Origin of the sequence: Mesorhizobium escarrei (genome assembly GCF_935825525.1) — a bacterium.
Classification (GTDB): Bacteria; Pseudomonadota; Alphaproteobacteria; order Rhizobiales; family Rhizobiaceae; genus Mesorhizobium; species Mesorhizobium escarrei.
The window spans coordinates 18,020-38,104 of sequence record NZ_CAKXZT010000145.1; the positions used below are offsets into that span (position 1 = coordinate 18,020).

At 61.7% G+C, this 20,085-nt stretch carries 16 protein-coding genes and 1 pseudogene; 15 read left to right on the top strand and 2 right to left on the bottom strand.

Annotated elements, in window-relative coordinates; translation table 11 throughout:
* Positions 1 to 95: 95 nt before the first annotated feature.
* Positions 96 to 1,223 (bottom strand): NAD(P)/FAD-dependent oxidoreductase, encoded by a 1,128-nt coding sequence (locus NMG80_RS24495; protein WP_254020486.1) that lies wholly within the window; start codon positions 1,221 to 1,223, stop codon positions 96 to 98.
* 62 nt (positions 1,224 to 1,285) lie between these two features.
* Positions 1,286 to 2,287 (bottom strand): SIS domain-containing protein, encoded by a 1,002-nt coding sequence (locus NMG80_RS24500; RefSeq protein WP_254020487.1) that lies wholly within the window; start codon positions 2,285 to 2,287, stop codon positions 1,286 to 1,288.
* 101 nt (positions 2,288 to 2,388) lie between these two features.
* Between NMG80_RS24500 and NMG80_RS24505 the strand changes: the two genes are divergently transcribed.
* The 15 genes and pseudogenes from NMG80_RS24505 to NMG80_RS24580 all read left to right on the top strand — a co-directional run.
* A complete protein-coding gene (locus NMG80_RS24505) occupies positions 2,389 to 3,255 on the top strand; it encodes a PfkB family carbohydrate kinase (RefSeq protein ID WP_254020488.1) in 867 nt (288 codons plus the stop codon).
* A gap of 164 nt (positions 3,256 to 3,419) precedes the next feature.
* Complete coding sequence (locus NMG80_RS24510) at positions 3,420 to 4,256, top strand: ABC transporter substrate-binding protein (protein ID WP_254020489.1); 837 nt, start codon at positions 3,420 to 3,422, stop codon at positions 4,254 to 4,256.
* 76 nt (positions 4,257 to 4,332) lie between these two features.
* Positions 4,333 to 5,850 carry an amino acid ABC transporter permease/ATP-binding protein gene (locus tag NMG80_RS37085; RefSeq protein ID WP_301943386.1) on the top strand — a complete coding sequence of 506 codons (1,518 nt, stop codon included), beginning with the start codon at positions 4,333 to 4,335 and terminating at the stop codon, positions 5,848 to 5,850.
* Positions 5,851 to 5,960: 110 nt separating this feature from the next.
* Positions 5,961 to 7,085, top strand: coding sequence for a LacI family DNA-binding transcriptional regulator (locus NMG80_RS24525; protein ID WP_301943385.1), 1,125 nt, complete (start codon positions 5,961 to 5,963; stop codon positions 7,083 to 7,085).
* A 421-nt stretch (positions 7,086 to 7,506) separates the two neighbouring features.
* The gene (locus NMG80_RS24530) at positions 7,507 to 8,538 is read left to right on the top strand and encodes a substrate-binding domain-containing protein (RefSeq protein WP_254020491.1); all 1,032 of its coding nucleotides are present in this window, start codon (positions 7,507 to 7,509) and stop codon (positions 8,536 to 8,538) included.
* A 106-nt stretch (positions 8,539 to 8,644) separates the two neighbouring features.
* Positions 8,645 to 10,186, top strand: coding sequence for a sugar ABC transporter ATP-binding protein (locus NMG80_RS24535; RefSeq protein ID WP_254020492.1), 1,542 nt, complete (start codon positions 8,645 to 8,647; stop codon positions 10,184 to 10,186).
* Positions 10,187 to 10,205: 19 nt separating this feature from the next.
* A complete protein-coding gene (locus NMG80_RS24540) occupies positions 10,206 to 11,195 on the top strand; it encodes an ABC transporter permease (protein ID WP_254020493.1) in 990 nt (329 codons plus the stop codon).
* A 28-nt stretch (positions 11,196 to 11,223) separates the two neighbouring features.
* Positions 11,224 to 12,204: a sugar-binding transcriptional regulator gene (locus tag NMG80_RS24545; protein ID WP_254020494.1), complete on the top strand. Its 981-nt coding sequence runs from the start codon at positions 11,224 to 11,226 to the stop codon at positions 12,202 to 12,204.
* Entirely contained in the window at positions 12,201 to 13,196 is a 996-nt protein-coding gene (locus tag NMG80_RS24550) for an aldo/keto reductase (RefSeq protein WP_254020495.1), read from the top strand. The genes NMG80_RS24545 and NMG80_RS24550 overlap by 4 nt, the downstream gene beginning before the upstream one ends.
* Positions 13,197 to 13,214: 18 nt before the next feature.
* Complete coding sequence (locus NMG80_RS24555) at positions 13,215 to 14,951, top strand: glycerol-3-phosphate dehydrogenase/oxidase (protein ID WP_254020496.1); 1,737 nt, start codon at positions 13,215 to 13,217, stop codon at positions 14,949 to 14,951.
* Complete coding sequence (locus NMG80_RS24560; protein ID WP_254020497.1) at positions 14,924 to 15,766, top strand: class I fructose-bisphosphate aldolase; 843 nt, start codon at positions 14,924 to 14,926, stop codon at positions 15,764 to 15,766. Before NMG80_RS24555 ends, NMG80_RS24560 begins: the two co-directional genes overlap by 28 nt.
* 26 nt (positions 15,767 to 15,792) lie before the next feature.
* Positions 15,793 to 17,307, top strand: a complete 1,515-nt coding sequence (locus NMG80_RS24565) for an FGGY-family carbohydrate kinase (protein ID WP_254020498.1) — start codon at positions 15,793 to 15,795, stop codon at positions 17,305 to 17,307.
* The gene (locus NMG80_RS24570; RefSeq protein WP_254020499.1) at positions 17,304 to 18,950 is read left to right on the top strand and encodes a GMC family oxidoreductase; all 1,647 of its coding nucleotides are present in this window, start codon (positions 17,304 to 17,306) and stop codon (positions 18,948 to 18,950) included. The genes NMG80_RS24565 and NMG80_RS24570 overlap by 4 nt, the downstream gene beginning before the upstream one ends.
* Before the next feature lie 229 nt (positions 18,951 to 19,179).
* Positions 19,180 to 19,569, top strand: a complete 390-nt coding sequence (locus tag NMG80_RS24575) for an antitoxin Xre/MbcA/ParS toxin-binding domain-containing protein (protein WP_254020500.1) — start codon at positions 19,180 to 19,182, stop codon at positions 19,567 to 19,569.
* Positions 19,566 to 20,078 (top strand): annotated as a pseudogene (locus NMG80_RS24580) (RES family NAD+ phosphorylase); the annotation flags it as partial. The gene NMG80_RS24575 and the pseudogene NMG80_RS24580, both read left to right, overlap by 4 nt.
* Positions 20,079 to 20,085: the final 7 nt, after the last annotated feature.

Here is a 20,085-nt window from a genome sequence, read left to right on the forward strand (position 1 = left end):
CTAGTCAGGTGCAGGGATCAACCTCCCGAATGCGGTCATCTGGGCAATGCCACCGCGGCTCATCTGGACAGTTTGATCTCGGCCGCGATTGCCCTTTAGCCGAAACGGTTGGCGCGGAAGGTTGCAAGCATGGGGTGCGGATTGCCGGAGGCGACTTCTTTGGCCAGCAATTCGCCGACGATCAGTCCAAGCGTGGCGCCGCTGTGGCTAAAGGCGACGTAAAGATCGGCGACGGTCTCGACGGAGCCAAGCACCGGCTCGCCATCGCCGGGTATAGGCTTCGGGCCAACCGCGTAGGTAGCGAGTTGGAGCCGCGGATTGCCTTCGAGCACGGCGCTGGCTTCGTCGAGCAGTCCTGTGACCGTCTTGTCGTGCACGGTGTAGGTGCCGTCCGAGTTGACCACGACTTCTTCCTCCGACCATGCCGAATCCAAAACAAGTGCGCCATCCGGCGTCGGGCGCACCGCCACGCGCGGCGTATTCAGCACGGCACGAAGGTCGGTTGTGATCGGTTTGGTCTTCAAGAGAAGTGAAATCGGCGTGGCGTCGGGGACATGGACTCCGATCTCCGCCAGCATGCCAGGCGTCGCTGGCCCAACGGCAAGGACCACTGCATCCGCCTCGACCGCCGCACCGCCAGCAGTGACGACGCCACGTGCGCGACCGCCTGTGGCAACTATCCGCACGCGTCCAGCGTCCTGAACAAGCTTGCCGCCGCGGGAGCGGAATTCATTGAGCAGCAGATCGATCAAAGAGGGCAGGTCAACCCATCCTTCGCCAGGATTGAAGATGGCCCCCTGCGGGGTGATCGCACTGGCATCGATGCCAGGCGTCACTGCGCCAACTCCGGCAGGGTCGAGCAGAAGCGAGTCATAACCAATTTCCTGCTCCAACTGCCACATCGATGCGATCTGGTTCGCCTCATCATCCGCATCCCAGGTGAGGCCGCCGTGAAAGCGAAGCCACGACACGGTTTGCGGCCTTGTGGCGGCCAGCGTCCGATAGCGGTCGATGCCCGCAAGCCTCAAACGGTGATAGGCAGTGTCCGCGCGTCGCGCTGAGTTCAGCCAGGAAAGTGAACGGCCGGATGCACCGTTGGACGGCGCGCCGTCGTTGACAATGGTCACATCAAGGCCAAGGCGGGCGAGGTGCAGCGCGGTCGAGGTGCCAAAGATGCCTGCGCCGACAACGACGACCTGGCGCGGCTTTGGGGATGCAGTCATAGAGAAATCCTTCTACGCGGAAGATGGGCTGGGAGTGTGAGATCGCCACACGCGCGGCGGGCCTAGTAGTCCGACAGCTTCTTCATGTAGCGCCGGCCCTCGAGCATCGGCCGATCGCGCAAACCGGCCAGCTTGTAGGCAAAACGCCATAGAGTGTCGAAGAAGACCAAAGGCACGAGATAGGGTTTGATATGTTCGGACATACCGCTGAGGTCGAGTTCGGCTCCATCGAGCACCAGGATGTTTTCCCGGCTGCCGTGTTTGATAAGGAAATCGCGGGCGCGTTCGGAAAGGCTCCGCGTCTCGTCCAAACCCAGCAAGACGATGAAGCAGGCGTCCCTGTCCACCACTTCGAATGGGCCATGGAAGAACTCGTTCGCGTGTATTGCCTGCGAGTCGTACCACTGCATTTCCATGAGCACACAGATGGCGTGGGAGTAGGCCGCGCCGTAGCTGGCACCGCTGGCCAGTGTGTAGATTGCCTCTCGAGGTGCGAAGCGAGGGGCGAAGACCTCGAACCGGTCAGCGTAGGCCCGGTGCGCGCGCTCGATGGCCGGTTGAAGATGGCCCAGGGAGATCAGCAGGTCGTTGGTTAGCCCGCCATCCTGCCGAGCATCGATCAGACCGGCGAGCAGCATATAGAGCACGCCGTAATTGCTGTAGGCTGCATCGATTGCTTTGCCCGTCGTGTACGAGGCCTGGTAGGCAATCGGGTGGTCGACCGCCCGCGCGAGGGGCGATGTTTGGTCGAGCGTCATGCCGATTGTCGTTGCGCCTCGCGCCCTGGCATGATTGGCCGCCCGCACGGTCTCCTTGGTGGTTCCTGTCTGCGAGCAAAGGACAACGAGCGTGCCAGTTCCCAACCGCCGCGGATCTCGGCAGACGAACTCATCCGCGTTGTAGATGTCGCAGGCGAATGTACCATTGTGGCGGTCGAGGAAGTATTTGCCTGCCATCATGATCGAGAGCGAGCCGCCGCACCCCACGAGAAAGAGGTGCGAAAACTGCCTGCCCGCCGTGGCGTTCAGAGCGCGTTCTATGTCGGCGGGCAGGGCGGAAATCATGAGCGTCCTCGTCTCGTTGACAGAGTTGGTGCCGGCGCGCAATTGACAGGCAGCAGCCATTGTGCGAACGTTATCACATCCTTTAAGCTGAAAGTCCTGCAATGGTCAAGATTGCCGCCATGGGCGATAACGTGGTCGATTGCTATCTTGCTCGCGGCGAGATGTATCCTGGCGGAAACTGCCTCAATGTCGCGGTCTATGTGAGCCGCTTCGGCGGGCAGTCGGCCTATGTTGGGGCGATCGGTAAAGACCGGGCTGGGGACTTGATCTGCACTGCACTGGCGTCGGAGCGCGTTGACGTCACCCGTTTGCGACGCCTCGAAGGGCCGACCGCTTACTGCCTTATAGGTCACCACAAGGCCGATCGGATTTTCCTGGATTTCGACCTCGGCGTTTCGATGTTCACGCCGACGCATGAAGATCTGGATTTCCTCTCAGGCTTTCAGGTCGTCCACATCGGCCAGTCCAGCGGGTTAGACCCGTGGGTTGCCTCAGTATCAGGCAACTCACTGTTATCTTACGATTTTTCTACCCGGCGGGAGCCGGATCACCGCCGCAAGATTGGACCTTATTGCTATCTGGCTTCCGTCTCAGGGGATGGTCTCGACGACAAGGAATTGGCTGCAATCGTATCCGAGCTGCTTGCATGTGGTTCAAAGTGGGTTTTGGAGACTCGCGGTCGAGCCGGCGCGGTGCTTCATGGAGACTCCGTCTCCTACCACACGCCGGCGCGGCTGGTCGAACCCGTCGACACCTTGGGCGCGGGCGACACCTTCATCGCCCGAACGCTACTCGGCCTGCTTAACGGAGAGGCGCCTCAGGACATTCTGCGCCATGCCGCAGAGGCGGCGGCTGCAACCTGCCAGTACTACGGCGCGATCGGCCATGCGTCAGCAATAGATATCGGGAACATGACGCCCGAGATCCTTCGGCGGCGCGGCACACTCCCACCCGGGAAAGCCGTCTAGCTGCGAAATTCTCCGAAGCAATTGACGCGAGGAACGGACAATGCTAGGGGAAGTGATAACGTTCTCATCCACTCAGCGAAACGCCGCCTAAGAGCATTTTTGTTGGATCAGACGTCGAGTGGGACCACAGGGCCGGGGTTCGGCCGATCGTAAGAGGAGAAGACATGCAAACGAATTCGAGCAGGCGCCACCTGGTGAAATGCGGTCTGGCGCTGACCGTCGCGCTGGCGACAGGACTTGGCACATTGGCCTGGTCCACGCAGGCAAAGGCGAGCGACAACCCCTACAATCTCATCGACCCGACGGTGATCAGCGTCGGAACGATGGGCGATGCGAAACCCTACGTCTTCACCGACGCCAATGGAAACTTCACCGGCTTCGACGCTGAGCTCTTCCGCGACGTGGCGCGGCGGCTTGGGTTCAAGGAGGAGCAGGTCGTCTTCACCGGCCAGGAATTCTCGGCGCTGCTGCCATCCGTCGCCAACGGCCGCTTCGACGTCGCTGTCGCCGCCATTGGCACGACCGCGGAGCGCAAGAAGACCGTGGATTTTGGCGATGGCTATCTCGCGGGTTACCTTTCGATCATTTCGGCCGATCCGGCTCTGACGAGCAATGAGAGCACCGCTGGAAAGCGCATCGGCGTCATCCAGGGGACGCTGCAGGAAATCTATGCCGAGAAGAATCTGAAGGGCGACATCGTCAAGTTCCCCGACAACAACACCGCAGTGGCGGCGCTGAACAATGGGACGATCGATGGCCATTTCACCGACTATGAGTCGGCCAAGCAGTATGTAGAACGCTATAAGAACCTGAAGATAACAATGAACGTGCCGTCCTTCGATGCGCCAGCCGGGTTCGTCGTCAGGAAAGGCAACGATGCCTTCCGCGAGGCACTGAACAAGGCGCTGCGCGAGGCCATGGATGATGGCACTTGGAAACGGCTGCACGAAAAATGGTTCGCGGGCACCCCCATGCCAGCTCAATATCTGCCCAAGGAGTGAGCACGAGCGACTTCGCTGTGTTTTCCGGCCGGGCCCGTGAGCAACGGTGCCCGGCCGAGTTATGAATGGACTTGATATGAGCTGGTACGATACCTTCGCCCGCAGCTTCCTTGATTTCCAGGCGATGGCAGAAGTTCTGCCAAACATGGTGAGGGTCGGCCTCAAGAACACCCTGATCCTGGCTGTCGCCTCGACGTTTTTCGGGACGCTGATCGGAATCGTCCTCGCGGTGATGGGGATCTCCGAGAACCGGCCGCTGAAACTCCTCGCGCGGGTCTACACCGATATCTTCCGTGGGCTTCCCGCCATTGTCACTATTCTGATCATTGGCCAGGGCTTCGCGCGGCTGGGCCGCGATCTTTTTGGTCCATCGCCTTATCCGCTGGGCATTCTGGCACTCAGCCTTATTGCCGGCGCCTACATCGGAGAAATTTTCCGGGCCGGCATTCAGAGCGTCGAGCGCGGTCAGATCGACGCCACCCGCACGCTCGGAATGACGTATGGCCAAGGCATGCGCCTGGTGGTGATCCCGCAAGGCATCCGCCGCGTCCTGCCGGCACTGGTCAACCAGTTCATCGGCAACGTCAAGGACTCCAGCCTGGTCTATTTCCTTGGCCTGCTCGCCTCCGAACGCGAACTGTTCCGCGTCGGCCAAGATCAGGCCGTGCTGACCGGCAACCTGTCACCGCTCTTGCTGGCCGGGGTGTTCTACCTCGTGATCACGGTGCCGCTAACCCACCTCGTCAACTACATCGACGCGCGCATGCGCGTCGGCAAGCGTATCAGCGGCGTGCAGAGCGGCCTCAAGGAAGTCGCCGAGCTTGCGGAAGCCGGCGTGCCGGGCGCAGCGAAGTCGCCCGCCCGCTTCAAGGGCGGCAGCATCGAGGTCAAGAATATCGACATGGCCTACGGCGCCGTCCAGGTGCTCCATGACGTCAGTCTGAAAGTGGAGCCCGGGACGGTCACCTGCCTGATCGGGCCATCCGGCTCGGGCAAGTCGACCTTGCTGCGTTGCCTCAACCGCCTCGTCGAATGTCGAGCCGGAGACATCCTGCTCGATGGCGAAAGCATCTACAGCCAGACCCCTGACCAGCTCCGGCGGCGTGTCGGTATGGTTTTCCAGCAATTCAACTTGTTCCCCGACCGCAGTGCGCTCGCCAACATCACCCTGGCGCTGCGCAAGGTAAGAGGCATGTCGCGCCAGGAGGCTGAGCGCGCGGCCTCAGCGAGGCTGCATGAAGTCGGACTCTTGGAGCGCAAAGACCATCGGCCGGCAAATCTTTCGGGCGGACAGCAGCAGCGGGTGGCCATCGCGCGCGCCCTGGCCCTCGAACCCGAAATTATGCTGTTCGACGAAGTCACCAGCGCCCTCGATCCGGAATTGGTGAAGGGCGTCCTGAATTTGATGGCCGACCTCGGGCGGGGCGGGATGACGATGGTCGTCGTTACCCACGAGATGAACTTCGCTCGCAAGGTTGCAAACCAGGTCGTATTCATGGACGAGGGGCGGATTGTCGAGGCAGGGCGACCGGCGGACCTTTTCGACAATCCGCAAAGCCCACGTCTTCGGCGCTTTCTGTCTGAGGTGCTGTGATTGCAATGGTGTGTGGAACGGCGAGTGCTGCGGTGTTCGGGCTTGCGGGGTGGGCCTAACTGCCACTAGCTCGTCTTTACGACGCACGAATGGCGGCGGGGGCTTGCTGAGTGATTCAAAGATCGTCAAAAAACGCAACCATCATAGAGGTTGCTCGCCGCGCCGGGGTCAGTTCCGCCACGGCGGGGCGTGTGCTTGGCGACTACGGCTACAGCAGCCCCGAAGTTCAGGAGAAGGTGCGCGCCGCCGCAGCTGCGCTGGGCTATCGCCCCAATCGCCTGGCAAAAGGTCTGATCACCGGTAAGACGCAGACGATCGGAGTTGTGGTCGGCGATATCGAAAGCCCATTCTACGCCAGCGTCTTGCGTGGAATAGGCGATGTCGCGCGCCGTGGCGGCTTCGGGGTTATCGTTACGAATAGTGACGAAAATGCCGAACTCGAGCGAGAGGCGGTGCAACTGCTGCTGGAAAAACAGGTCGACGGTTTGATCGTCTCGTCGACCTTCGCGGATCAGCCGGATCATCTTCGTGAGGCAGTCGCGGCCCGCTGTCCCGTGGTCCAGTTCGACCGCATCGTGGCGGGCCTGGAAACCGATTCCGTGGTGGTCGACAACGTGTCTGTCACGCGCAGCAGCATCGCTGCGATGATTGAGGCCGGACACAGCCGCATCGGCATACTGGCCGAACTGGGTCCGGGCCAGCGCGATGATGTCGGCTCGTTTGTGGCGAACGTCGATCTCTCCAGCGCTGACGTTCGCTACCACCATCCAAGCTGGCAACGGCTGTTGGGTTATCTGGAAGCTCATCGTGCCGCAGGTATCGAGCCGGATCTGCAGTTGATCCGCCGCGTGGCGGTCTATTCCAGCGAGGCGGCCCGCAAAGAGGCGCTCGATCTGCTGACGATGCGCAATGCGCCGTCCGCTCTATTTACCGCCGACGGTGTGATGTCGACAGGCGTTCTGGAGGCGACGTCCGCACTGAAGCTTGCGATTCCAGGAGACGTTTCGCTGCTTTGCTTCGACGATCTCGACTGGATGCAGTTCGTGGCCCAAGGTATCACAGCCATCGCGCAGCCAGCGCATTTGATCGGAGCGGCGGGGGCGGAGCTTCTCTTGAAGAGGCTGGCGGAGGCCACCTTACCTTTCGAGCACCGTGTCCTGGCGGCCCGAGTGGTGGAGCGCAATTCGATTGCCGTGCATGTCCAGCTGCAGGCCGGACGATCTGAAGTCCCCTGAGAGGGGAAGCAGGCCCGTCCCTGACATTCAACCACTGTCTGCGTTGGGACCTAAAACGGTCGTAGGTCATTCAGGAAAGCATCGGCAGGTCAGTTGAAACCGCTGGCCTGAGCTTGCCCGGCCGTTCTTCACCAACACTGGCGGTCCCATCGGTGCTCGTCATTGCCAGCCAGTCGACCCCGGACCGTTCACACGCACGAGAACGGCTGCTGCGATGGCGACGCTTGTCGTCTCGGTCGGCCGGGCGCACCGAGCAGGCGTGAAATATATTTCTGCATGTGAATTTTATTGACACTTGAGCCAACTCCTGCGAATGATCAACCGCTGGGCCTCGGGAGGAGGTTCGGCCTCATCAACCACAAGCGGCGGCACGTAAGTGCCCGACCGCCCAATTGACCAGGCTTCGGCCGAGGGAGGACTCTTGCGCAAATTTTTGAGCATGCTCGCCATTTCGGCAGCCGCCAGCACAGTGTTGGGGGCAAGCCACGCCGCTGCCCAGGCCGCCAACCCGTTCAAATGCGAGCCGGGTGAAAAATACGTCATGAACGTCATGGTTTCCGGGGTCGAATATTGGTTCCCGGTCTACGAGATGTTCAAGCAGGCTGGCAAACAGTTCGGCTGCGAGACCGAATACACCGGAACGCCCGAATACGACGTGAACAAGCAGATAGCGACGTTCGACCAGGCGCTGGCTCAGAAGCCGGCTGGCATCCTGGTCCATCCGATGAACTCCGATCCCTTCATCGAGCCAATCAATCGGGCCATTGAGCAGGGAACGGCAGTCGTCACATTCGCCGCAGATTCGCCCAACTCCAAACGAGTGTCCTACATCACCTCCGACAACGTCGCCGAAGGCACCTATGCCGCCGATGCAGTCGCCAAGGCGATGGATGGCAAGGGCGAATACGCGGTCCTCGAAAACCCCGGACAGGACAATCACGACAAGCGCATCGCCGCCTTCATCGCCCGCATGGAAGCCAAATGGCCGGATATGAAGCTCGTCGGCCGCGCGGCATCGAACCAGGATGCGACGAAGGCCTATCAGGCCGTGCTCAGCCTTGCTCAGGCGCATCCCGATCTGGGCGCGGTGTTCATGCCGGAAGCCAACTCGGCAATCGGCGCCGCTCAGGCCGCGAAGGAAGGCGGCGGCAAAATCCGGGTTATGCTGGCCGACGTCAACGCCAAGATTCTCGACATGATCAAGGCCGGCGAAATCTTTGGCTCAGTCAACCCGAACCAGGGCATGCAGGGCTATATGGGGTTCATGCTGCTGTGGCTGGCCAAGCATCCCGAACTGATCGACCCGATGAACGACGCCCGGCGGTCGGGGTTCAACGCCATGAGCGTGCCCTTCGTCGACAACGGCTTTTCCATCGTCACCGCGGAAAATGCCGACGATTTCTATTGGGACGCCTACCTCAAGCGGCGCGGCACCAAGGGCATTGAGGAATAGGGCCTGCCGCTCTTGGAGCTCTTTCGGAATGCTCGACCGGACGGGGCGCGTTCGCGCCCCGTCAACCCGGGCCATATCATCAATTTCAACGCTGCAGGGGGACGGAGTGACTGCCGCCGCCATTCTTGAAATTCGCGACATCTCGAAATCCTTCGGCGCCATCAAAGCGCTGACCGGGGTCGATTTCACGCTGCAGCGGGGCGAAATTCACGCGCTGTGCGGCGAGAATGGCGCGGGCAAGTCCACGCTGATGAATATCATCGCCGGCATTGTGCAACCCGACGAAGGCGCCATTCGTCTCGAAGGCAAGAACGTCACCATCACATCGCCATCCGCCGCGCAGCGGCTTGGCATAGGCCTCGTCCATCAGGAAATCGCGCTCTGCCAGGATGCCACGGTCGCCGAGAATATCCTCATGGCGGCGATCAACAATCGGCGCGCGCCGCTGATGAATTTTCGCCGCCTCTACGCCGATGCGCAGAAGATAATGGACCTGCTGGCGCCAATCCCGGTCGAGACGCCGGTCGCCGATCTTTCGATTTCCAACCAGCAACTCGTGGAAATCGCCAAGGCGCTGACGCTCGAATGCCGGGTGCTGATGCTCGACGAACCGACGGCCGCGCTGACCGAGACCGAGGCGCAGCGGCTTTTCGCAATCGTCCGCGATCTCAAGGCGCGCGGAATTTCAATTATCTACATCAGCCACCGCATGGCAGAGATCTTCAGCCTGTGCGACCGCGTCACGGTGTTTCGTGACGGCAGATACGTTGCGACCGATCCTATCGCTTCGGTCACTCCCAATGACGTCGTGCGCAAGATGGTCGGGCGCGAAATCACGCGGCTCTATCCGCAAAAGCTCTCGCCTGAGCGGCGTACCGACCGCCCTGTGCTGTCGGTCGAAAATCTTTCCTATCGACAGGGTTCCGCCGGCGTTGGTTTCACGCTCCGAGCAGGCGAAATTCTTGGCATCGGCGGGTTGATTGGCGCCGGCCGCAGCGAGATGGTCCAGACCGTTTGCGGCTTGTGCCCAAAAGTGTCGGGATCGGTCGAACTCAATGGCGAGCCGGTCAGCATCAGGACCTACAGCGATGCGGTGCGCGCGGGTCTGGTCTACCTCTCAGAGGACCGCAAGGCGTCTGGCCTGTTCCTGGACCTGTCGGTTGCCTCGAACATCTCCGCGCTGGACCTTCGGAAGCTGACCACGCCGCTTGGGCTGCTCGATCGCCGCGCCGAGGCAAAGCAAGCCACCGACCTGGTCGAGCGCCACGGTGTGCGCATGGGCGGCATCGAGACACAGGTGTCGACGCTTAGCGGTGGCAATCAGCAGAAAGTCGCCATCGCCAGGCTTCTTTCGGTCGGCCCCAAAGTGGTCATTCTGGACGAGCCCACACGCGGGGTCGACGTCGGCGCCAAAGTGGAAATTCATCGCCTGCTTCGCGATCTCGCCGAGCGGGGCGTCGGCGTCATCGTGATTTCATCCGAGCTTCCGGAATTGATCGGACTCAGCGACCGGGTGCTTGTCATACGCGAAGGTGCCATCGTCGGCGAACTGGGAGCGGACGAATTGACCGAAGAGGCAATCATGCTGCTGGCTTCGGGTGTCCGCCAGCAACGATCAAACGCAAGGCAGGTTCAGAATGTCGCTTAGACAGACCGGAGGAACCCTCATGGAGGCCGAAATCAAGGCGAGCGCCCCCGGGCTTGGCGGGCGCAACTGGCTGCGTCTGGGGTCAATGCGCGAGGCGGGGCTGATCGCAATCATGCTGGCGCTGTGCCTCGCCATGACATTCGCCTCGCCGCATTTCCTGACCTGGGGGAATTTCCGCGCAATGCTGATGAGCTTCTCCATTGAAGGCATTGTCGTGGTCGGCATGACGATACTCCTCATTGTCGGCGGCATCGACCTTTCCGTCGGGTCGGTGGTCTGCTTCTCCATGGTCGTGTCAGGCGCTCTCTTCCTGATGGGGCTGGACCCGTGGACCGCGAGCCTCATCGGCATAGGCGCCAGCGCGCTGATCGGCGCGGTCATGGGCTTCTTCGTCACCGTTATCGGGCTCAATCATTTCATCACATCGTTGGCGGCGATGGTGATCGTGCGCGGTCTCTGCCTTGTCATCACCAAGGGAACCCCGCTGTCGCTGTTCACCCTGCCGCCCGGGTTCAAGGCGATCGGCCAGGGCAGCTTCGGCAATGTGCCTTATGTCATCGTCATCTTTGTCGTGGTCGTGGCCATCTTCGATTTTCTGCTTCGGCGCGCCACCGCCTTCCGCAAGGTCTTCTATACCGGCAGCAACGAGAAGGCGGCCCAATTTTCGGGCATCAAGACCAAGCAGGTCAAATTCTGGGTGACGGTTCTCTGCTCCACCCTCGCGGGCTTTGCCGGCGTCATCTATATGTCACGCTTTGGCGCTGCGACCCCGACCTTCGGCGCTGGCATGGAGCTCAACATCATCGCCGCGGCGGTGATTGGCGGAGCATCGCTCAATGGCGGCTCGGGCACCATCTTTGGCGCCATACTGGGCATGGCGCTGCTCTCGGTCGTCACAAGTTCGCTGATCCTGCTCGACGTTTCAGTCTATTGGCAGGACATGATCAAGGGATGCATCCTGCTCGCGGCGGTATCGATCGACCACTTTCTGCACCGCAGGAAATCCTGAGCAGCAGCGCAAGAGTTGAGCATCCATCATGTCACCAACCAATTCGCGGGATGACGTCACGATCGTCCGCCAGATGTATCAGGCGCTTGTGCTTCATTACATGGAAGCCAAGACGCAGGCTGAAATCGCCAAGGAGCTCGGCATCTCGCATGCGACCGTCAACCGGCTGATCAAGCGCGGTCATCAACTCGGGCTTGTCGAGATCAAGATCAAGTCGCCGGTCGAGCAACTGGTCGACATCGAGGCGCGACTTGTCGCGATAGGGGGACTCCAAAGGGCCGTCGTCGTTCCTTCCGTTTCGGACAATCCGCAGACTGCCCTCCAGCGCGTCGGCGAGGCGGCGGCCAGGCTGGTGCTCGAGACGATCAAGGACGGCGACACGATTTCCATTACCGGGGGCAAGGGGGTGAGTGCCGTCGTCGCCGGCCTCAAGCCGAGCCGCAGCTACGACGTCGAGGTTGTTCCCGCGACCGGCCTGGTCCAGGGCAAGCATTACACCGACGTCAATCATGTCGCGTCTCTGATGGCCGACAAGCTCGGCGGCCGCGCCTATCAGGTTCACGCGCCGCTGTTTGCCGACAGCCCGGCCCAACGCGACATGCTGATGGGCGTGCGGGCGGTTTCGGATGTCTTCAAAAAGGCGCGCGAAGCAACGCTCGCGGTCGTCGGCATCGGCTCCATCCTGACCGACGATTCGAGCTACTACGATCTGCACCCGTCCTCGAGCGCCGACCGGCTGGCCATCGAGCGCTCTGGCGCGGCGGGCGAGCTGCTCGCCCATCTCATAGACAGCGACGGCAAGCTCGCCGACTACAGCCTCAACCGCTCACTGGTCTCGCTGACGCTTGAGGAATTCGCGACCATTCCGCAGTCGATAGGGGTCGCAAGCGGCGCCAGCAAGGTGGTCCCGATCCTCAGTGCCATGCGCGGCTCTCATCTCGATACTCTCGTCACCGACGAAACCACCGGCTTGAAGATCCTCGAGCTCGCCGAAGGAAATGCAGCATGAATTCTCGACAAATCACCCGCTCAATCGGCAAGTCCGGCGTTGTCGCTTCGGCGGTGGGACTCGGCACCTGGGCCATCGGCGGCTGGATGTGGGGTGGTACGGATGAAGCAGCATCGATCGCCGCCATCCAGGCGTCCATCGATGCCGGCGTCTCGCTGATCGACACCGCGCCGGCTTACGGTCTCGGTCGCAGCGAAGAGATCGTCGGCAAGGCCATCAAGGGCCAGCGCGACCGCGCGGTCATCGCCAGCAAATGTGGCCTGAACTGGCATTCGAAAAAGGGCAACCACTTCTTCGATCAGGATGGAACGCCGGTGAACCGATATCTGGGCGCCGACGGCATCGCTTATGAAGTGGAACAGAGCCTGCGGCGGCTCGGCACCGACTATATCGATCTCTACATCACCCACTGGCAAGACCCGACGACACCCATTGCCGAAACAATGGAAGCGCTCGAACGCCTCAAATCCGCTGGCAAGATCCGCGCCATCGGCGCAAGCAATCTCAATGCTGCCGAGCTGCAGCAGTATCTCGCCGCTGGCCAGCTCGACGCGATCCAGGAAAGATATTCGATGCTGGATCGCGAGATCGAGCAGACATTGCTGCCGATCGCGCGCCAGCATCAAGTTGCAGCACTCAGTTATTCGTCGCTTGCACTCGGCCTGCTCTCAGGCGCCATCGATCCGGCGCGTGAGTTCAGCGGCGACGACCAGCGCAAAGACAATCCGCGCTTCTCTCAGGCTAACCGGTGCAAGGTAGCCGCGTTGAAACATGCCCTGGCCCCGGTCGCTGAGATCCACCAGGCCACCATGGCGCAGATCGTCATCGCCTGGACGCTGGCGCAGCCCGGCATCACCTTCGCGTTGTGTGGAGCGCGAAACGCGACGCAGGCGCTCGACAACGCCAGGGCGGGGGAGATTTTACTGAGCACGGCGGAACTGGGGGCCATCGATGCGGCGGTGGCCGTGCATCTCGTAGCGATAGATGCGTGATCGAAAGCGCGTCCTGAGATGAATCGCATCCAGACGATCGCCGGCTTGCGCGAGAACCCCGATGTTGACGTCCTCGTCATAGGCGGCGGCATTAACGGCATCAGCGTGTTTCGCGAACTCGCTTTGCAGGGCGTCGATGTGCTGCTCGCGGAAAAGGGCGATTATTGTGGCGGCGCCAGCGCAGCCCTCTCGCGCATGGTTCATGGCGGCTTGCGCTACCTTGAAAACGGCGAGTTCAAACTGGTCCGCGAATCTCTGCTCGAACGCGATCGGTTGTTGAAGAACGCGCCGCATTACGTTGCGCCACTGCCAACCACAGTGCCAATCTTCGACCTGTTCTCAGGCATAGCAAATGGCGCATTCCGCTTCCTTGGGCTAAGCCGTCGTCCGGGCCGGCGCGGCGCTTTGGTCATCAAGATCGGCTTGGCGATGTATGACTTATTCACCGCCGCACGGCGTATCGTCCCGACGCACAAATTCAGGAGCCGCGCTGAAACACTCAAGGTCTGGCCTGCAATCAATCCCGCCATCCGCAATTCGGCGACATACTATGACGCCTGGGTCAGCCACCCCGAGCGGCTGGGTACCGAGATGCTGCGCGACACCATGAACCAAAAACCGTCAGCTCGAGCGCTCAACTATGCACGCGTATCGCTCGATGACGCCAGCCTGGTGCTTAACGACCGACTGTCCGGCGAAACGGTCGCCGTGAAGCCGCGGCTCGTCGTCAACGCCACAGGCGGCTGGATCGACCTGACCAATTTGGCGATCGGAGCCGTCGCGCCGAAGCTCATGGGCGGCACCAAAGGTTCGCATCTGATCGTCAATAATCGCGAGCTTCACGACGCGCTCGACGGCCACATGATCTACTATGAGAACGAGGACGGCCGGATCTGCATCCTGTTCCCCTATCTCGGCAACGTGCTGGTCGGCTCGACGGATATCCGTATCGACGATCCCGACCAGGCGCGCTGTGAGGACGACGAGCGGCAATACATACGGCAGTCCCTGTCCTTCGTGTTTCCCGAGATCGAGATCGCTGATTCCGACATCGTCTTTCAGTTCACCGGGGTGAGGCCGCTACCGATAAGCCAGGACAGTTTTACCGGGCGCATTCCCCGCGATCATTTCTGCGAGCTCATCGAGGGCGCCGGTATAGTGCCGCCGACGCTCTGCATGATCGGCGGGAAATGGACAACCTTCCGCTCGTTCGGCGAACTGGCAGCGAATATCGTGCTCGAGCGATTGTGCCGACAGCGCATCGTCGGCACCGAAAACATGCCGATCGGCGGCGGCCGGCATTTTCCCATGGCCCCCGAAAAATGGTGCGCAGAACGCGCGGCCGCACACGGCCTGCCGCTTGACCGCATGCGCAGCCTGTTCGAGCGCTACGGCACCGTTGCGGATGCCGTCGCCGCCCATATGGCAGCGGGACATGACGAGCGCTTGCCCGGCAACGCCTACTCGACCCGGGAGATCCAATATCTCATCGCCAATGAATATGTCGAACAGCTGGAGGACCTGCTGCTTCGCCGCACGACAATCGCCATCACCGGTGCTCTCTCTTGCGACCTTCTCGATGCGGTTCTCGATATTCTCGCTGTCGAAAAGAGCTGGGACGCTGCGCGCAAGGCATTCGAGCGCACCGATTTCCTTGCCCTGATGCAACGCCAGCACGGCGTCGATCTCGACCAGCTATCGCAAAAAGACCAAGGAAGGAGCGCCGAATGCGCATCAACAAGAAAGTCCGCATGAACCGCTTGTTCGGCGGGGCGCGCTGTCTCGACGTCGCAATCGACCATGGCGTATGCAACGAGCCGTCGTTTCTGGAAGGGCTGGAGGATATGGCTGGCGTCGTCGGCCAGCTGGTCGCCGCCGGACCAGACGCCATTCAGATGAATTATGGCCAGGCCGATTTGCTGCAATCCCTGCCTGGCAAGGACAAGCCAGCATTGGTCATGCGCATTGACATGGGCAATCCATATAACAAAACCCGCCATCGCTCGATGTGGGCCATCCTGCAGAATGAAGCCGAGCCGCTGATCGGCGCGCTGGAGATGGACGCGGCCTGCGTGGTCGTCAACCTATTCATGCTGCCCGATGAGCCGGATCTGTTCCGGCAATGCGTCCACAACATCGCCCGCGTTCGCGCCGACTGCGAAAAATACGGCCTGCCGCTGATGATCGAGCCGCTGGCGATGCTGCCCAACTCGGAGCGCGGAGGCTACATGGTCGACGGCGACCCCGAAAAGATCGTCACCCTGACCCGGCTCGCCAGCGAGATGGGCGCCGATATCATCAAGGCGGATCCGACGACCGATCCGAACGACTTCCACCGGGTGGTGGCGGCGGCGCGCTGTCCTGTCCTTGTGCGCGGTGGGGGCAGGGAGGATTTGCGCGCCGTCTTCGACAAGTCGGCGGCGCTGATGGCACAAGGCGCGGCAGGCATGGTCTATGGCCGCAACATATACCAGCATTCCAACCCTCGTGCCGTCGTGAGAGGATTGATGGCGATCATCCATGAGAATGCCGACGGCGCGGCGGCCTGGGAGCTCTACCAACAAGGATAAATTTTGGCGGCTTGGGAGGAGCTTCAATGCAGCGATACATTCTTGGTCTTGATGCGGGCAATACCGTCATCAAGGCCATCATCTTCGACACCGCAGGTCGCGAGCTTGCGCTTGCCGCTCGCGATGGCCGCTCCTGCATGCCAAAGCCCGGCCATGTCGAGCGGGACCTCGGCGAATTATGGCGAAACGCCGTCGAGGTCATCCGCCAATGCCTCGACCAGTCGGGCATCGACGCCGGCGACATCGCGGTGATCGGCTGCGCCGGCCACGGCAACGGGCTCTACGCGCTGGACCGCTGCGGCGACCCGTTGCTCGGCATCCAGTCGCTCGACACGCGCGGAGTCGGCATCGTCAGCGAATGGGCGGCCGCGGGCGTTGGCGACCGGACCTATGCCCACTGCCTGCAACGGCCCTGGGCGGCGCAGACGCCGACCCTGCTGGCGTGGCTCAGGCGCCATGATCCGGCGCTCTTTGCCAGAATAGGCACCGTCTTCCTGTGCAAGGATTTTATCGTCAACCGCCTCACCGGCGCGCGCTCGACCGAGACGTCGGACATGTCGGGCTGCGGGCTTTTGCAAATGCCCGGCCGACGCTATGAGCCTGAGTTGCTGGCCGCCTACGGTCTCGACGATTGTATGGAATTGCTGCCTGGCGTGCTGGAAGCCTCCGCCATTGCCGGCTATGTCACGCGCGATGTCGCCGCCGCCACCGGCCTTCTTGCGGGCACGCCTGTGGTGGCGGGCCTGTTCGACGTCGTCGCCAGCGCCATCGGTTCGGGCGTCACCAGCACCGGCGCCGCCTCCATCATTGCCGGCACCTGGAGCATCAACCAGGTTATCACCCAGGAGCCGATCCGCGATCCGTCGATCTTCATGCTGTCGACGTTCGATCCGGTGCGTTACCTCGCCATCGAATCGAGCGCCACTTCGGCCGCAAATCTCGAGTGGATCGTGCGTGAGTTCTTCGAGCATGCGCCGCCGGCAGGCGCATCGCCATTCGATATCTGCAGCGAGCTTGTTGCTTCCGTCGATCCCGCGGGAGACATGCCGATCTACCACCCATTCCTTTACGGCTCGCAGCAGAACGGCAAGGCGCGTGCCGGTTTCTACGGCGTCGCCGGCTGGCACACGCGGGCGCATATGCTGCGCGCGCTGTTCGAGGGCGTCGTCTTTGAGCATCGGCGCCATGTCGAGACGCTGCGTCGAGCGGGAGCCATTGTCAGCCAGGCGGTTCTTTCGGGCGGCGGCTCGCGCAGCGCCGTCTGGCCGCAGATATTCGCCGACGTGCTCGGGGTGCCGGTGACCGTGGCGCGCAGCCGCGAGACAGGTGCGCTGGGAGCTGCAATTGCAGCCGGGACAGGCGTCGGCTTGTTTGCCGACTTCTCTGCGGGCGCCGCGGCGATGACCGCGCCCGACCGCTGCTACCAGCCCAATAGCGCGATCGCATCGGCCTATGAGCAGCGCTATCGTCTCTATGGCGACATCAACCAGGCCATGCGTCCGCTATGGGACAGGATGGCAAGCGAACGGACGTCCAATTGACACAGACCGCTGCCGATTTTGGACAGTACGACTTCATCATCGTCGGCGCGGGTTCAGCCGGCTGCGTGCTGGCCAACAGGCTGTCGGCCAATCCAGCCATGCGCGTGCTGCTTCTGGAAGCCGGCGGCAGCGACCGCTATCACTGGGTCAACATTCCCATCGGCTATCTCTACTGCATGGGCAACCCGCGCACCGATTGGCTGATGAAGACCGAGCCGGAGCCCGGGCTGAACGGTCGTGCACTCAACTATCCGCGCGGCAAGCTTCTGGGCGGCTGCTCGTCGATCAACGGCATGATCTACATGCGCGGCCAGGCGGCTGACTATGATGGCTGGCGGCAAGCCGGAAATCCCGGTTGGGGCTGGGATGACGTGCTTCCGTATTTCCGCAAGTCCGAGGACCATTTTGGTGGCGCCAACGACCTCCACGGCGCCGGTGGCGAATGGCGCGTCGAGCGCCAGCGCCTGTCGTGGCCGATCCTGGATGCCTTCCGCGATGCTGCCGAGGAACTCGGCATCCCCCGCACTGAGGATTTCAACGGCGGGACCAACGAGGGGTCGGGCTATTTCGAGGTCAACCAGAGGAAAGGCGTGCGCTGGAATACCTCGAAGGCGTTCCTGCGCAGCGTGCTGCGGCGGCCGAATTTGCGAGTCGTCACCGGCGCCGAGGCCGAGAATCTGCATTTCGACGGAGCTTGCGTCACCGGCGTTGTCTTCCGCATGGGCGGCCAGTTGCATCGTGCACGGGCAGGCGAGACGATCCTTGCCGCTGGCGCGATCAATTCGCCGAAGCTGCTCGAGCTTTCCGGCGTCGGCCGACCCGACGTGCTTGGCGCAGCAGGAATCCCTGTTCGCCACGCGCTGAAAGGCGTCGGCGAGAACTTGCAGGATCATCTGCAGATCCGCACAGTCTTCAAGGTCGCCAACGCCTCGACGCTAAACCAGCGCTACCACAATCTGTTTAGCCGCGCGGCGATGGGCGTCGAATACGCTATCCGTCGCAGCGGACCGCTGTCGATGGCGCCGAGCCAGCTTGGTATCTTCGCCAGAAGCGACCCACGCCTGGAGACGCCCGACCTCGAATACCATGTCCAGCCGTTGAGCACTGACCGGCTGGGCGAGCCGCTGCATCGCTTCCCCGCGGTCACGGTTTCGGTCTGCAATCTTAGACCGGAAAGCCGCGGCAGCGTCCACATGGAGGCGTCCGATCCGCAGGCGGCTCCGAAGATCCGGCCGAACTATTTGTCTACCGACGGAGACAGGGCCGTGGCTGTGGCATCGCTCCGCCATGTCCGCCGCTTGATGAGGGCGCGCGCCATTGCCCGTTTCGCGCCTGAGGAAATGCTGCCCGGTGCACATTATGAAAGCGACGAAGATCTCGTCCGCAAGGCCGGCGATATCGGCACCACTATTTTCCACCCGGTCGGCACCTGCAAGATGGGCGCGGATTCGATGGCGGTGGTCGACGGCCGGCTGCGGGTGCACGGCATTTCTGGCCTGCGCGTCGTCGACGCTTCGATTATGCCTACGATCGTTTCCGGCAACACCAACTCTCCAGTGATCATGATCGCCGAGAAAGCATCGGAAATGGTTTTGCAGGACGCAACCACGAGAAATGTTCTCGGCGCGTCTGAGCTAAACTGAAACGAATGAGCAGTGCATGCGATTCTCAGCGTCCCGCCGAATCGATGTGTTCGACAGACGTAGGACAAGAGTGCTTCGAAGCAGCACGTCACGTGGACACATCGGACGGCCCGTGGCGGCACACTGCTCGGTTGGAGATGCCATCGGCTTCCGGGACTTGAAGACGGTCGATAATTGTCATATATTTTGCACAGTGAATGTGACTATGGATATGACAAGAGAGAGATCTATGGGTCAGGCCCTTAAGACACCGGTGCAGAATGAATCTCTGGTTTTGTCCTATATGGACCGGGCCGGGAAAATTGCCATTGACCAGGTGGCGGGCAGTTTTGGAATGTCCAAGAGCCAACTGGCGGAGACCACCGGTCTTGCCCGCGAAACCCTCTATCGGCTAGAGCGCAGCCGCACGGCCAAGACACAGGGGCGTCTACGGGAAATGCTCGAGATCATCAGCCGCGTGGCCGATTGGGCGGGCGGCAAGGAACAGGCCATGGCCTGGTACCGAGCCCAACCGCTGCCGGCGTTCGGCGGACGCACCGCCGAAGCCCTCGTGAAGGAAGGCAAAGCCGCCGCCGTTCGCGACTATCTCGATCATATGGCTTTGGGTGGCTTTGCTTGAGGTTTGTCGGAACCTGCTACAGGGCGCATGATCCACGCTGGGCATTCAAACCGACTTCCGGTGATGGAGCGGTGATCAGGGGTGCCCGCTTCAATCCCAAAGGTGTGCCGGCGCTTTATCTGGCGCTGACCGTAATGACAGCGGTCAAGGAAGCCAACCAGGGTTTCGCGCATCGGATCGACCCCTGCGTGCTGTGCTCTTATGAGGTGGACTGCGGGGACATCACTGATCTGACGACGGAGCAGGGGAGGGGAGAATCTTCTGTCACGTTCGAGGACATGGCCTGCGCCTGGGCGACGGCTCTCAGCGGGGGAGAGCGTCCTGCATCCTGGTTCATCTATGACCGACTGCGGCCTCAAGGCATTGCCGGTATTCTGGTTCCGAGTTTTGCTCCGGGCGCCGAGACGGAGGACCGCAACCTGGTGCTGTGGGACTGGGGGCCGGATCTTCCGCACAAGGTGAACGTATTCGATCCGAGCGGCCGGCTGCCGAAGGACCAGCTGTCCTGGCGTGAAG